Origin of the sequence: Paraburkholderia monticola (assembly GCF_001580545.1) — a bacterium.
Taxonomy (GTDB): Bacteria; Pseudomonadota; Gammaproteobacteria; order Burkholderiales; family Burkholderiaceae; genus Paraburkholderia; species Paraburkholderia monticola.
In genome coordinates, this window is sequence record NZ_LRBG01000012.1 from 98431 (window position 1) to 112759 (window position 14329).

Consider the following 14329-nt stretch of genomic DNA (forward strand, 5'->3'; position numbering starts at 1 on the left):
CGGCCAGCGTGCGTTGACGGCACCGGGACGGTATCGCGCGAACCCCGACAGGCCGCAAGCCATTCGCGCGATGACAGACAAGCTAATCGACCACGGTCTTTCCGGCTACGGGCTGGGCGGCATCGGCACGAACGACAACCCACGGGCCGTGCGCGCGTGGCGCCATCTGCGCTGGGCGCTATGCGCGCTCAGTTTCCTCGCGATTCCCGCCTTCTACATCGAACTGGCAGTGCCCACCCCGACAGCGCTGACCGTGTCGCGGACACTGTATCTGTGCATGTTCGCCGGCTTCGGCTTGTCGCTCACCTGGTTGGCCCATCTGAGCAGCCAGCCGAAGACGCTGCTCGCGAACAACTGGCTCGACCTGATCGTCGCCTTCGGAGCGGCCTTCAGCATCGGCTTCGGCACACCGCCCTGGCCGCCCGTCGAATGGCTGCTGCGATTGTCGTTCATGGGTGTCGTGGCATTGCGCATCGTGCTGTCGCTGCGCGGCTTCGTTGCACCTAACCGTCTGATGTGGCTGCTGCTCGCCGGCGCGCTCGTGCTCGCGATGGCCGGCGGCGGTTTCTACTGGCTCGAACCGCGCGTCCATTCGTATGCCGAAGGGCTGTGGCTCGCGTTCGAAAGCAGCGCGACCGTCGGCTATGGCGATATCGCGCCGACGACGCCCGCATCGCGCGTGTTCGCGGCATTCGTCGTGCTGCTCGGCTACGGCATGTTGTCGCTCGTCTTCGCGAGCATCGCCGCGGCGTTCATCGGCAAGGAGGAGCGGGCGTTGCGGCGCGAGATGCATCGGGACATCAAGCATCTGAACGACGAGATCGTGCGCATGCATGCCGAACTGAAGGCGTTGCGCCAGTCGATCGACGGCACCTCGCACCGCCGCGACGCGAACTCAGGTTCCGCGACGCGCGCGGGCCAATGAACATGCCCGCCCATCAGCGCGCGGCAAACGATACTCCAAGCCGGCGACGTGGGACGCCGCCTTGACGTACGTCAAGTTCGCCATCACTCACCTGGCTAAGCTGGAGACGTCGCGGCGCGTCCGCTAGCCGGCAGGCGCCGATGCTTCGCTTCATGCCCGTAGGGGAGTTCGCCATGCCTATTTCCTTTCCATCCTGCGTGCCCGAATACTGCGCCCGCGATCTGGTGCTGGCGTTTCCGGCGCTCGTCGACGATCGGCCCGTGCAGTGCGCGATCACCGCCGAAGCGCTCGAAGATCATTTCGGCGCGCGCTCGTTGCGGGAAGACGATCTGGTCAATGCGTTCCTCGCGCATCGCTTTCAGATCGAACAGGCCGCCCGGCTTCTGCTTGGCGAGGTCGGCGCTAAACCGGTGCTCTTGCACAGCGGCTTTTTCAGGTTTTGCACGTGAGTTCGGTGCGGCGGACGCGCTTGACGTGGATCAACGACGCGACCTCACGCCCGGCTACGCTGAAGGCATGGTGAGCCGAGCTCGGCTCGTTCGATTGCTCGATGCTGCCGGCTCAGGACAACGAACTTGCGTCGATGAAGATCGACGTGACGGAAAGCGAAGGCGCCTATTCGGTGAAAGCCGAACTGCCCGGCGTCGAGAAGAAAGATATCGACGTGCAGATCGACGGGCGCGTCGTTTCGATCAACGCGAAGGTCGAGCGCAACAAGGAGGAAAAGGAAGGCGAGCGCGTGATTCGCCGCGAGCGCTATTCGGGGACGTTCAGCCGCTCGTTCGCGCTCGGCGCCGAAGTCGACGAGGCGAGCGCGAAAGCCGAATACAAGGACGGCGTGCTGTCGCTGAGCTTGCCGAAAAAGTCGACGGGCGATCGCAAGCGCCTGAGCGTCGAGTGATACCCGGATACCAGGGCACGGCGCGGCACGATCCGTCGCATGGACACCGCGAGGAGACAGGTGATGAAAACCGACGGCCAACTGAAGCAGGAAGTCGAGGATGAGTTCGAGTGGGATCCGGCGGTCACCGCGACCGATATCGGCGTGGAGGTGATGAACGGCGTGGTCACGCTGTCCGGCCATCCGCCGAGCCTCGCCGAAAAACTCGCCGCCGAAAAGGCTGCGCAGCGCGTGGCCGGCGTGAAGGCCGTCGTGGTGGACATGGAAGTCCGCTTGCCGAAGCCGGATCAACACAGCGACGAGGACGTGGCCGCCGCGGTCCATGCGGTTCTGTACTGGAGCGTCGCCGTGCCCCACGATGCGGTCAAGATCCAGGTTGAAAAAGGCTGGGTCACGCTGACGGGCGAGGTCGACTGGGCCTACCAGCGCCATATCGCCGCGCGCGCCGTCGGCCAGATGCGCGGCATACGCGGGCTGACCAACGCGATCGAGGTGCGCCCGACGGTCGCGTCGAACGAGATCGGCAAGCACATCGAAGAGGCGATGCGGCGGCACGCCGAGCGCGAAGTCAGGCACATCGGCATCGCCGTGAAGGACGGCACCGTGACGCTGACGGGCAAGGTGGGCTCCTACGCGGAACGCAAGATCGCGCGCGGCGTAGCGTGGAGCACGCCCGGCGTATGCGCGGTGGTCGACGATCTCGTCGTCGAATGACGGGCCGCTTTACAGTTCCCCGAGTTCCACGCTTTGACCATCGACCGGCACCTCGCAGGGCCAGCCGAACTTCTCCGCGATGCGCCGCCGCATCGCATCGGCCGCCGCGGGCTCGCCGTGCGTGACGAACGTGCGGGTCGGCGCGTCGGTCAGACTCGAGAGCCAATCCAGCATCTCGCGGTAATCGGCATGCGCGGATAGCGACGGGATCGATTCGACGCTCGCGCGCACCCGCACGTATTCGCCGAACAGTTTGATGGACGGCTCATGCGCCGCCAGCGCGGCGCCGCGCGTGCCCGCCGCCTGATAGCCGACGAGTGCGATCGTATTGCGCGGATCGGACGCGTACAGGCGCAGATGATGCAGCACGCGCCCGCCGGTCGCCATGCCGCTGCCGGCGATGATCACCATCGGCCCGTTATGCGAGGCGATCGCCTTGGACTGCTCGACGCTTCTGACCATGATCGCGGCCTTGTCGAGTGCATTCGCATCGGAGATCGTCAACCGATGTTCGGCGAGATGCTTGCGATAGACCTCCGTCACGTTGGTCGCCATCGGGCTGTCCAGATAGACGGGCACGCGCGCCATGCGCCCGGTTTCTCGCAGCTTGGCGATGTAGTAGAGGATCTCCTGCGCGCGTCCGACCGCGAAGCACGGCATCACCACCACGCCGCCTTTGGCGAAGGTCCGGCTGAAGAGCCGCTCGAGGTCGTCCTGCGGATTCGTGTCCGGGTGCAGGCGGTTGCCATAGGTCGATTCGACGACGAGGTAATCGGCGTGCGCGAGCGGCGTGGGCGCGCGCATGATCGGATCGTCGGCGCGGCCGACGTCGCCGGAAAACGCCAGCACCTTGTGATTGCGGCACAGGATGACGCTCGCCGCCCCGAGGATGTGCCCCGAGGGCAGGAAGCGAAAGCAAAGCCCATGCGGCAACGCGACCGGCGTGTCGAAGCGCCGTGGGTCGAGCAGATCCAGCGCTCGCTGCGCGTCGTCCAGAGTGTAGAGCGGCAGCGCCGGCCGATGCTTCGAGAAGCCGTGCCGGTTCGCGAAATCCGCTTCCTCTTCCTGCAGCTTTGCGCTGTCGGGCAACATGATCCCGCACAGCGCGGCGGTGCCCGGCGTGCAATAGACGGGACCGCGAAAGCCGTTTCGCACGAGCAACGGCAGATAGCCGCTGTGATCGAGATGGGCGTGAGTCAGGATCACCGCGTCGATCGAATCGGCGGGCACCGGCAGCGGGGCCCAGTTGCGCAGCCGCAGGTTCTTCAAGCCCTGAAACAGCCCGCAATCGACGAGGATGCGCAAGCCGGGTTCTTCGAGCAGATACTTCGAACCGGTGACGGTCTCGCTTGCGCCGAGAAAGGTCAGCTTCATGGTTGCTCCATTGCGTCCAGACGAGGTGTCGCATGGCACCATTTCAACCGATACAGGCGGCTGCCCATTGATCTGGATCATGGGCCGCGCAGCGCTCGCGCGAGCTGCCAGCCGATGATTTACGCGTCGCCGGCTTTTCCGGGCAGCATGCGCTTGAGCACGTCATCACGCAGGACGAAGTGATGAAACAGCGCGGCGGCCGCATGACCCGCGGCGATCACGATGATCGTCCAGCCAATGAAATCATGCGCCTCGCCAATCGCATGATGCGTGGCCTTGTCGGTCGGGGCAAACGGGGAGGGGATCAGCAGGCCGAAAAAACTCATCGATTCGTTGCCGGACCATCGCAGCACGAAACCCAGCACGGCTTCGCTGACGAGCAGCGCATACAGCAGGTAGTGGACCCCCTTCGCGGCTCGCTCGATCCAACCCACGGCAGCGGCGGGACTTTCGTGCCCGGGTAGCAGGCGCCAGCCAATGCGAACGATCAATACGGCCGACAGCAGGATGCCAAACGACATGTGAGAGACGATCATCAGGTGGCGCGTGGGTTTCGGCGCAAACCCCCAGGTTTGGGCGAGACCGAACTGCGCCAACACCAGAATCACCGTAATCCAATGCAGCAGGATCGAGAAAGAGTCGTACTGGGTGCGGTCGTCGCCTGCCGCGATTCGCGTGGCTTGCGCGACCATGGGTGAATGTTTGAGATGGGTCATCGGATTGAGCGAACAGAATGGAAACGATGGCGTGCAACGAAACAGGGATGCCGCGACGCCTGGGTCAGCATGAAGAGTGCCAGCGCCAGATGACGCGGTGAGGTCGCCGCGCTCGCGACATCCTAAGTACGCGCCCCGTTGGCACCTACTCAGCGTATCAGTACCTGCTGAACAATTCCTTAAGGGGCGGCCTGCCCAAACCATGCTTGTTAGCCAACGCCAACCGGCATACACTGAGTTTCAGGAGATGGCATTCCTCCGCAAACCGCCCGAACGGGCTGATGATGCCTACACGCCTGGGAACAGGCAGGTAGGCGCACGAATTCTTCGGGCTAGCTTTCTCTCTGCCCCGTTTGCCTACGCTGCACTCGCAGCCTTTCCCAGCCTTTTTCGATGATGCGCGGCCCATGCCGGGCGTCGGCGCCATGTTGTGCCGCAAGGCATCGCGCGCGCGAAAAAAAAGAGGAAAGCGATGGCATTCCACAGCATCCTGTTCGAGTCACCCGAGGACGGTCCGCCGCGCGGCACCGTCGTTGCGCCCGAGTTCTTCGGCGATCTGAATCTCGACCAGGTCGTCGGTGACATCGTGCGCGGTTACGACGAATACGACCTCGTGCCGTTCTTTCGCACCGAACTGAAAAGCGAACGCGCGGTGACGTACCGTCATGATGTCATGCGCGATCTCGACCGCAGCGAGATCTCCGCCGAGATACAGAGCTTCACGCTTGCGATGCGCAAAATGCGAGCTTCTCTCGAGCAGGCAGAGCAACTCCATTATCCGAAGCAAAAGCAGTGGTGGTTTCTGGAAGCCGCCTCGCAGTATTGTCTGGCAACGCGGGCCCTCTGTAGCGCTTTAGATCAGGCGGCCTTGAAATCCCGTGGGCTCGTCGAGTTCGTCGAATGGCTTCGCGGTTATCTCGGCAGCGCATCGTTCGACACGCTTCAGCGCGACGTCGAAGCCGCCAGGACGGCACTCGATGCCGTCCGTTACTGCCTCCGCGTCAACGGCAGCGTCGTCACCGTGTTCAACGACAGCGGCGAGACCGACTTCGGCGCACACGTGCTGGGACTTTTCGAGCGCTTCCGGCAGGGCGACGTCAAGGACCGCCATGTCGAGCTGAAAGACTGGCCCGAGATGAATCACGTCGAGGCGCGGGTTCTCGACTGCGCCGCCGAACTGGATCCGCAGCCTTTTGCGCGGCTGTCGGACTTCGTCGCGAAGCACGCGGATTTTCTCGACCCGACCGTCGCAACGTTCGACCGGGAAATCCAGTTTTACGTCGCGTATCGAGGCTACATTCAGCCATGCCGTGAAGCGGGACTGGCGTTCGCCTATCCGTCGGTCTCATCGGTCAACAAAAGCATCCGCTGCGACGATACGTTCGACCTCGCGCTCGCGTCGAAACTTTGCGCGCAGGGCTCGCCGGTGATTTGCAACGATCTGTACCTCGAAGGCCCGGAGCGCATTTTCGTCGTATCCGGGCCCAACAATGGCGGTAAAACGACGTTCGCGCGAACCTTCGGTCAGCTCCATTACCTCGGCCGGCTCGGCTGTCCGGTACCCGGCACACGCGCCAGTCTGTTTCTGTACGACCGTCTGTTCGCCCACTTCGAGCGTGAAGAAAACACCGCCGATTTGCGGGGCAAACTGCAGGACGACCTGATGCGCATGCGCGACATCCTCGCCCGTGCGACGCCTCGCAGCATCATTCTGATGAACGAGATCTTCAGTTCGACGACGCTCGCCGATGCGATGTTCCTGTGCCGCAGCATGGTCGGCCGCATCATCGATCTCGATGCGCTCGGTGTATGCGTGACCTTCATCGAGGAGCTTGCACGGCTCGGCCCGCAGACGGTCAGCATGGTCAGCGAAATCGCCCCTGGTGATCCGTCGGCGCGCACGTTGCGCGTGCGCAGGCGGCCCGCCGATGGCCGCGCGTACGCGGTGTCGATCGCCGAACAATACGGGCTGACCTATGAACGCCTGAAGGAGCGGCTCGCATCATGAAAGCGCATCTGCTCTATGACGCGCGCGACTTCGATTGGAGCCGCGACGCGCGGTGGAACGAACAGACCCTGAATCAGGACCTCGAACTCGATATCGTGTATCGCGCGATGGCCGCGGGCGACAACTTTCTGTACGACATCGCGAGGAAAGTCGTTCCTGAGAGCCTCACCGAGCTCGACACCATTCTGTACCGGCAAGCCGTTCTGCAGGATTGCATCGATCACGAGTCGGCCGTCCGGCAACTCTATGTGATCGCGGTTCAAGCCGTCGAGGCGGAGCGCAAGAGCTTCTATTGGGGGCTGACTGCATCGGCGAGCAGCGTCCTGCATTCGGCCCGCGATCTGGTGCAGGCCTTCATCCCGGTGCTGCGCAAGCTGCGCGACACCGTCGACCAGCAGGGCAGCGTGTTTCGATCCGCTGGCTTGCAACGCTTTTGCGCGATGATCCGCGAAGCGTTGAGCGACGATTACTTTGCCGCGATCACGGTCTGTCTGAAGGAACTGAAGTTCCGCCACGGCGTGCTGATCAGCGCGCAACTGGGGCGCGGCAACAAGGGCACGCGTTACGTGCTGCGCAAGCCGCATGAGCGCGAGCCGAATCTGTTGCGCCGGCTCTTTGCGAAGCGTTCGCCGTCGCGGACCTTCCGCATCGCCGATCGCGACGAAAGCGGCGCGCGCGCACTATCCGAGCTGGAGGCGCGCGGCATCGACCATGTGGCGAACGCGCTTGCGCAATCGGGCGACCACATCAAAAGCTTTTTCTCGATGCTGCGCGCGGAGCTGGGCTTCTACCTCGGATGCCTGAACCTGCGCGCGGATCTGATCGCGCGCGGCGTGCCGCTGTGCATGCCGGTGTGCCGCCTGAGCGCCGAGCGGCAACATCGGTTCGAGGCGCTCCATGACGTGAGCCTGGCGTTGCGTATGAATCGCGCGCCGGTCGGCAACGACGCTGACGCGAATGGCAAGGATCTGATCGTCGTCACCGGTGCGAACCAGGGCGGCAAATCCACCTTCCTGCGTAGCATCGGCATGGCCCAGGTGATGATGCAGGCGGGCATGCCAGTCGGCGCGGCGTCGTTCGACGCGAACATCGCGAGCGGGATCTTCACGCATTACAAACGCGAGGAAGACCCGTCGATGCGCGGCGGCAAGTTCGACGAGGAGTTGAGGCGCATGAGCGAAATCGTCGATCATCTGCAGGAGAATGCGCTCCTGCTGTCCAATGAATCATTCGCCTCGACCAATGAACGCGAGGGCTCGGCGATCGGCCGGCAGATCGTCGATGCGCTGCTGGAGAAGCGCGTGAAGATCTGTCTGGTGACACATCTGTTCACGCTCGCGAGCGGGCTGCACGAGAACGGCACGTTCCCGTCGCTGTTCCTGCGCGCACAACGGCTTGAAGGCGGCGAACGCACTTTCCGGCTGATCGAGGCGAGGCCGCTGCAGACCAGCTTCGGGGAGGATGTGTACCGGCGCATTTTCGGCGCACATGAGGGCGATGCCGACGAGGCCCCGCCCTCGGCCGAAGCGCTGTCGGGGGTAAAGTAGCCGAGTGTCGGTTTTCATCCGGCCTCGCATCATGTCGCGGCGCTGCGCAAACAACGGAGGCGCGCATGAACGGCAGCCAATTGACCCTGTACGCGGCCAATCAAAGTCATCGCGTCCGGCGCATGACCGTCGTCGACTGGATACTCGACGAAGTCAGGCGCGCGGGGATCGTCGGCGCGACGGTCACCGAAATCGCCGAGGGTGTCGGCGCAACGGGCAGATTCCATGCGGCGCGCTTTTTCGAACTGGCCGATCAACCGGTCGCGGTGACGGTGATTGCGAGCGATGCGCACATCGATGCGCTGCTTGCAAAATTGCACGGCAGCGGAGTTCGGCTCTTCTATACCCGCGTGCCGATCGAATACGACACCCTTGGAACACCCGCGGCCGACTGACGTCGGCGCGACCGTCGCCGCCGCTCGTGACGCGCTGCAATATCCCGCGCGCTGCTCGATTGCACTAGACTTTGCCGATGAAGATCCATCGCATGGCCGTTGCTACGGCAGGCCGCCGCGATGTGGGTGGTGCCGATCGACGGAGGCAGACATGAACGGCTACCAGCTGACGTTTTACACCGAGCAGAATCGTCGCCACGGCCACCATACGGTCACCGAATGGCTGCTGCACGAGGCGAAGCAACTCGGCATTCATGGCGCCACCGTCATCAACTGCGCGGAAGGAACGGGGCACGCGGGCGCTCATCATGCGGCGCATGCGCTGAGGCTTGCGGATCAGCCCGTGCAGATCATTCTGGCGGTGACCGAGGACGAGGCGCAGCGCATGCTCGAGGTCGTCAGACTGCAGCAGGTGCACGTGTTTTACACGCGCACGCCGGTCGAGTTTGGCGTGCTGGGCGAAGAGGGGCACGACGCCGCGGCCAAAAAGCATTTCTCGCTTTTTGGCCGGCGACCGCACGATTAGTGGTGTGCGAACAGGCTTTGGCGCGGCACCAAGGTAGCACGGCTCCCCGCTTGCGACAGTCCGGAGGCCGCACCGCCATACGCCTGTTCCCTGCCAGTGTCCGCGCGTTCAGCGCCGATGGTTCGCAGGCTGGGAGCGCTTTGCGCTGCCGGTGCGCCAACCGAAGGCTCGTAGACGGGGGCCGGTCCATAGCCGCTGGCGAACGCGGGTGCGGCGGCAGACGCGAAAACTGCGGCCAGCAGTGCAAAGAAAACGTTGGTCTTCATGATGGGTATTCCCGAAATAATGTTTAGTGACGGGCACGTGTCCCAGCGGGACGCACGTGCCCTGCCGGGTTACTGCGTGACGATGTTCGTAACGATCTCGATATTGCCGCGCACAGACTTCGAGTACGGGCAGATCTGATGGGCCAGGTGCGCGATTTTCTCAACGACCTCCTTTTCCACACCCGGAACGCGGATGTCGAAATTGGCGCCGAGGAACCATGCGCTGCCGGTCTGGCCGATGTTCACCTTGATGTCCACGGAATAGTCGGGCGGCAGCGTGACCTTCTTCAGCTGCGCGGCCATCCCGAACACCGTGGTGTAACAGGCCGACCAGGCGCCTGCAAACAGCTGCTCGGCTCGCGGGTGGGGATCGGTGCCGATGAATTCGACGTTTTCAAGGCCGGGTGCTGTCAGCTTGAGGTCGTAGGCGCCAAACTCGCCGGGCTGGACATTAGGGTCTCGGTTGACGGTGGCGTGGGAGTTGCCTGAGGCGAGGACTTTTTCGATCTTTTCCATGATGGATTCCTATCTCTACAAAGATAATCAGTGTGTTTAAACTCATGCGATATAATCGCATGCGATGTAAATGTTATGCCGTGACGATGTTCAGGCCGACCTCGATGTTGCCGTGCACAGCCTTCGAGTAGGGGCAGATCTGATGGGCGCGGTTCGCGATTGCCTCGACGACGTCCGCTGCAAGACCCGGCGCACGAATGGTGAACTCGGCGCCGAGACAGAACCCGTTACCGACCGTCCCGACACTAACCGCGATGTCCACAGAATAGTCAGACGGCAGCGTGACCTTCCTCATCGAGGCCGCAATCTCGAATGCGCTGATGTAACAGGCCGACCACGCGCCCGCAAACAGCTGCTCGGCTCGCGGGTGGAGCTCGGTCGCAATGAAATCGCGGCTTTCGCCGTTGAGCGCGGATAGCTTGAGGTCGAGCACGCCGTGCTCACCACGCTGGACATCGGGATCGTGATTGACTGCGGCATTGGAGTTGCCCGAAAAGAGGACTTGATCGATCCTGGTCATGATGAATTCCTGTGTAAATAAGGGGGAGAGTGCTTTAAATCGTATGCGATGTAATCGCATGCGTTGCATGATGGGGAAAGACACTCGCAATGTCAATCGAAATAATTTCAATCGCATGCGAGTTGCCGATAGGACGAGTAAAGATCCCACGGCAGCCGGAGTGACTTCGCCTGACCCAATGCCGCGACCGGAACGTAGCCCAACAAGCTATTGAGCTGCTCAGGTGGGCGTCGACGATGAAGCAGTTCATCCTCTCCACGATCTTCTGCAACGTGCTGACACTGCCGTGGGGCCGTATTCCGCTAAGATCGATCCGCGCTTCACCGACCGAAAAGACCGCAGCACCGCCCAAACCCACCCCGAGACCCAACACGCCATGGACCGCATCGATGCCATGAAGGTATTCGTCGCCACGCTCGACGAGGGAAGTCTCGCGGGCGCAGGCCGCCGGCTCGGCCGCTCGCCCGCCGCGGTGAGCCGGGCCATCGCGTTTCTGGAGACGCACACGGGCACACCGTTGCTCCACCGGACTACCCGCACGATCCGGCTCAGCGAGGCAGGGGAGCGCTATGCGCTGGCGTGCCGGCGCATCCTCGCCGATCTCGAGGAAGCGGACCTGCTCGCGGCCGACGAGCGCTCCGCGCCGCGCGGCCTGCTCGGCGTGACGGCGGCGGTGGCCGTGGGCGAGGCGGTACTGCGCCCGATCGTCGACGCGTTTCTCGATCGCCATCCGCAGGCATCGATCCGCCTGCACCTGCTCGACCGGCCCGTGAGCCTCATCGACGAGGGACTCGACGTGGCGTTGCGCATTGCGCATCTGCAGGACTCGACGCTCGTCGCCATTCCGGTGGGCGAGGTGAGAAGGGTGGTGGTCGCTTCGCCCGACTATCTCGCCACGCATCCGGCCATCGTCACGCCGGCCGATCTCGCCAGCCATCCGATCATTTCGATGACGCATTTCGGCCTCGACTCGTGGAGCTTTCCGGCGGCGCGGCAGGCGGCCCTGCCGCAAGTCGTGCGGTTCACGCCGCGTGTCATCGTCAACACGATCCGCGCGGCGCTGGCTTCGGCCGTGGAGGGGCATGGCGTCACGCGGCTCTTTTCCTACCATGTGGCCGAGCAGGTCAAGTCCGGTGCGCTGAAGATCGTGTTGCGCGACAGCGAGCACATGCCGCTGCCCGCGAATCTGGTGACGCCGCACGGGCGCCTGGCCGTGCCCAAGGTACGCAGCTTCGTCGATTTCGCCGCGCCGCTGCTGCGAGAGTATTTCGAACGGGCGCAGCAAATCACCGACGCCGATTGACTCCGATTGACGCCGATTCGTTCGCCGCGCGGAAGAATGACTTACGCGACGCGGCGATTCTCCCGGAACGCGAGCCGAACTAGACTGACTTCCATCTTCATCAGGTGCTTAACAGCATCGGTCCAGGGGAGTCGTCATGCAGCAAGCCGTCTCGAATCCGGCCGCTCCGGCCGGCTACAACGTCTGGCGGGGCACGCTCGCCGGGGCTAGCGCGAGCCTCATCGGCATCGGTCTCGCGCGTTTTGCCTATACGCCGCTGTTACCGGCGATCATCGGCGCGCACTGGTTTCCCGCCTCGACCGCCGCCTATCTCGGCGCGGCGAACCTCGGCGGCTATCTCGCCGGCGCGCTGCTGGCCGGCGCGATGGTGCGGGTGGCCAAGCCCGCCACCGTGTTGCGCGCGATGATGCTGCTCGCGACCCTCGCCTTCGTGGCCTGCGCGGCGCCCGTGTCGTTCCTGTGGTTTTTCGTCTGGCGGCTGGCCTCGGGCCTCTCGGGCGGCGCGCTGATGGTGCTCGCCGCGCCGACCATCCTGGCGCACGTGCCGGCCGCGCGCCGCGGTTTCGCGAGCGGCGGGATCTTCACCGGTATCGGCCTCGGCATCGCGGCCTCGGGGACGATCGTGCCGATCCTGTTGCATCAGGGGCTCACGGCCACGTGGCTCGGGCTCGCGACCGTTTCGCTGCTGCTCACGGTCGTGGCGTGGAACGGCTGGCCCGAGCACGCCGCGCCCGTTCACGCTGATCCGCACTCGCGCTTCGAAAAAGCGCCAGCCTATCCTCGCGCCGGTCTGCGCGCGCTCTACGTCGAATATGGTCTGAACGCGGTGGGGCTCGTCCCGCACATGCTGTTTCTCGTCGATTTCGTCGCGCGCGGGCTCGGGCGCGGCGTGGAGGCGGGGGCCGAATTCTGGGTGTTGTACGGCATCGGCGCGATCGTCGGGCCGCTCGCGGCGGGGCATCTTGCCGATCGCGCGGGCTTTGGTCCGGCGCTGCGCGTCGCGTTTCTGGTGCAGGCCGCGGCGGTCGCGATCCCGGCCGCGGGTCTGTTCGGGTCGGCGGGACTGATGGTTTCCGCCCTGGTCGTGGGCGCCTTCACACCGGGCATCGTGCCGCTCGCGCTCGGCCGCGTGAACGAGTTGCTCGCGCATCATCCGTCGGCCGTCAAGCCGGCGTGGAGCCGTGCAACGACGAGCTTCGCCGTGATGCAGGCGCTGGCCGCCTACGGTCTTTCGTTCGTGTTTTCGTCGAGCGGCGGCAATTATCGGATGCTGTACGTGATTGGCGCGGGCGCGCTTGTGCTCGCACTCGCTGTCGAGCTTTTTTCCGCGCGGAGAGCGAAATGAGTTCGACGGTTTCCACCACACCGACAGCGCTCGGGCAACCCCATGCGCAGCCGCGTGGCTACGCCGAGCGCAACGTCCAGTACTGGCGGCGCAATCTCGTCGTCTGCGTGTTCGGCTCGTTCACGACGCTCGTCAGCCTGAGCATGCTGCTGCCGTTCCTGCCACTCTATGTCCGGCAGCTCGGCGTCACTTCGCAGTCCGCCGTGATCCAGTGGTCGGGCATCGCGTTCGGCGCGACCTTCCTCGGCACCGCGCTCACCGCGCCGCTGTGGGGGCGCCTCGCCGACCGCTTCGGCCGCAAGCCGATGCTCGTTCGCGCGGCGATCGGCATGGCTGTGGTCATGTCGTTGATCGGCGTGGCGCACAATGTGTACGAACTGGTCGCGCTACGGCTCGTCGCCGGTCTGGTCGGGGGTTATGCGTCGGCGTCAACGGTGATGGTGGGCACCCAGGCGCCGCGCGAACGTGCGGGCTGGGCACTCGGCATCCTGTCGACGGGCGCGCTCGCGGGCAACCTCGTCGGGCCGCTGGTCGGCGGCGTGCTGCCTGACTGGATCGGCATTCGCGGCACGTTCTTCGCGGGCGGCGCGATGATCGCCGCGGCGGCGCTCCTGACGATCTTCGTCGTGAAGGAAGAATTTCACCCGGCCAGCGACGCGCAAGCCCACGCGCGCGACGCGGCGGGCACGCCCGTGCGCCGCGTCAATTACGTGGTGGTGGCCGCGCTGCTCGTCACGGCAATGATGGTGCTGCTCGCCAATATGTCGATCGAGCCGATCATCACCGTATATATCGGCGGACTTGGCGTGGGCGCGGCGCATCTCGCGCGCGTGGCGGGCGTGGTTATGGCATGCTCGGCGCTCGGGAGCATGCTGACGGCCGCGCGCCTCGGCGCGCTCGCCGACCGGTTCGGGAGCTGGCGCGTGATCATCGCCTGCCTCGTGCTCACCGGGCTCGCGATGGTGCCGCAAGCGTTCGTGACGCACTGGTGGCAACTCGCGGCGCTGCGCATGCTGATGGGCATGACCCTCGCGGGTCTGTTGCCGTCGATCGGCAAGCTGGCGCGGCAATCGGTGGACGAAAGCAGGACCGGTCGCATGCTCGGCTATCTGCAGTCGGCGCAATTCAGCGGCCAGGTGGTGGGCCCGGTGATCGGCGGCGTGATCGGCGTTCATCTCGGGCTGCACGCGGTGTTCTTCGTGACCGGCGCACTGCTGATCGCTTGCGGCGGCCTCGCGCATTGGGCGCAGCGCCGCGCTGGAGTCTGACCAGC

At 64.4% G+C, this 14329-nt stretch carries 16 protein-coding genes and 1 riboswitch; of the genes, 11 read left to right on the forward strand and 5 right to left on the reverse strand.

Translation table 11 applies throughout. From position 1 onward, the window contains the following. The first annotated feature begins 70 nt into the window (after positions 1-70). The 4 genes from CI15_RS15130 to CI15_RS15145 all read left to right on the forward strand — a co-directional run bounded on the left by CI15_RS15130 (position 71) and on the right by CI15_RS15145 (position 2540). Positions 71-925: a potassium channel family protein gene (locus tag CI15_RS15130; protein ID WP_062129124.1), complete on the forward strand. Its 855-nt coding sequence runs from the start codon at positions 71-73 to the stop codon at positions 923-925. Positions 926-1098: 173 nt separating this feature from the next. Then, a complete protein-coding gene (locus CI15_RS15135) occupies positions 1099-1374 on the forward strand; it encodes a DUF1488 family protein (protein WP_062129359.1) in 276 nt (91 codons plus the stop codon). Positions 1375-1475: 101 nt separating this feature from the next. Next, positions 1476-1826, forward strand: coding sequence for an Hsp20/alpha crystallin family protein (locus tag CI15_RS15140; protein ID WP_062129126.1), 351 nt, complete (start codon positions 1476-1478; stop codon positions 1824-1826). 63 nt (positions 1827-1889) lie between these two features. Next, the gene (locus CI15_RS15145; protein ID WP_062129128.1) at positions 1890-2540 is read left to right on the forward strand and encodes a BON domain-containing protein; all 651 of its coding nucleotides are present in this window, start codon (positions 1890-1892) and stop codon (positions 2538-2540) included. Between the two features lie 9 nt (positions 2541-2549). Here CI15_RS15145 and CI15_RS15150 read toward each other — a convergent pair whose 3' ends face one another. After that, a complete protein-coding gene (locus tag CI15_RS15150) occupies positions 2550-3914 on the reverse strand; it encodes an MBL fold metallo-hydrolase RNA specificity domain-containing protein (protein WP_062129130.1) in 1365 nt (454 codons plus the stop codon). A gap of 119 nt (positions 3915-4033) precedes the next feature. After that, on the reverse strand, positions 4034-4630 hold the full coding sequence (locus tag CI15_RS15155; RefSeq protein WP_062129132.1) for a cytochrome b: 597 nt from the start codon (positions 4628-4630) through the stop codon (positions 4034-4036). 234 nt (positions 4631-4864) lie between these two features. Further along, a riboswitch (Fluoride riboswitch) is annotated at positions 4865-4928 on the forward strand. 174 nt (positions 4929-5102) lie between these two features. Here CI15_RS15155 and CI15_RS15160 point away from each other — a divergent pair. The 4 genes from CI15_RS15160 (at position 5103) to CI15_RS15175 (ending at position 9106) form a co-directional block, all read left to right on the forward strand. Further along, positions 5103-6638, forward strand: coding sequence for a MutS-related protein (locus tag CI15_RS15160; protein ID WP_062129360.1), 1536 nt, complete (start codon positions 5103-5105; stop codon positions 6636-6638). After that, positions 6635-8185, forward strand: coding sequence for a MutS-related protein (locus tag CI15_RS15165; RefSeq protein ID WP_062129134.1), 1551 nt, complete (start codon positions 6635-6637; stop codon positions 8183-8185). Before CI15_RS15160 ends, CI15_RS15165 begins: the two co-directional genes overlap by 4 nt. A 65-nt stretch (positions 8186-8250) precedes the next feature. Beyond that, positions 8251-8580 (forward strand): DUF190 domain-containing protein, encoded by a 330-nt coding sequence (locus CI15_RS15170; protein ID WP_062129136.1) that lies wholly within the window; start codon positions 8251-8253, stop codon positions 8578-8580. Positions 8581-8731: 151 nt separating this feature from the next. Beyond that, a complete protein-coding gene (locus CI15_RS15175) occupies positions 8732-9106 on the forward strand; it encodes a DUF190 domain-containing protein (protein ID WP_062129138.1) in 375 nt (124 codons plus the stop codon). Here CI15_RS15175 and CI15_RS15180 read toward each other — a convergent pair. The 3 genes from CI15_RS15180 to CI15_RS15190 all read right to left on the reverse strand — a co-directional run bounded on the left by CI15_RS15180 (position 9103) and on the right by CI15_RS15190 (position 10408). Continuing rightward, positions 9103-9372 (reverse strand): hypothetical protein, encoded by a 270-nt coding sequence (locus CI15_RS15180; RefSeq protein WP_062129140.1) that lies wholly within the window; start codon positions 9370-9372, stop codon positions 9103-9105. The two genes, CI15_RS15175 and CI15_RS15180, sit on opposite strands and share 4 nt — an antisense overlap. 69 nt (positions 9373-9441) lie before the next feature. Beyond that, positions 9442-9888 carry an OsmC family protein gene (locus CI15_RS15185; protein ID WP_062129142.1) on the reverse strand — a complete coding sequence of 149 codons (447 nt, stop codon included), beginning with the start codon at positions 9886-9888 and terminating at the stop codon, positions 9442-9444. A 73-nt stretch (positions 9889-9961) separates the two neighbouring features. Next, positions 9962-10408 (reverse strand): Ohr family peroxiredoxin, encoded by a 447-nt coding sequence (locus CI15_RS15190; RefSeq protein ID WP_062129144.1) that lies wholly within the window; start codon positions 10406-10408, stop codon positions 9962-9964. A 376-nt stretch (positions 10409-10784) separates the two neighbouring features. On the opposite strand from CI15_RS15190, the gene CI15_RS15195 reads away from it, so the two are divergent. From CI15_RS15195 to CI15_RS15205, 3 genes are all read left to right on the forward strand, one after another. Then, the gene (locus CI15_RS15195) at positions 10785-11711 is read left to right on the forward strand and encodes a LysR family transcriptional regulator (RefSeq protein ID WP_062129146.1); all 927 of its coding nucleotides are present in this window, start codon (positions 10785-10787) and stop codon (positions 11709-11711) included. A gap of 136 nt (positions 11712-11847) precedes the next feature. Further along, positions 11848-13056: a YbfB/YjiJ family MFS transporter gene (locus CI15_RS15200; RefSeq protein ID WP_062129148.1), complete on the forward strand. Its 1209-nt coding sequence runs from the start codon at positions 11848-11850 to the stop codon at positions 13054-13056. After that, positions 13053-14324 carry an MFS transporter gene (locus tag CI15_RS15205; protein WP_062129150.1) on the forward strand — a complete coding sequence of 424 codons (1272 nt, stop codon included), beginning with the start codon at positions 13053-13055 and terminating at the stop codon, positions 14322-14324. The genes CI15_RS15200 and CI15_RS15205 overlap by 4 nt, the downstream gene beginning before the upstream one ends. The last annotated feature ends 5 nt before the right edge of the window (positions 14325-14329 follow it).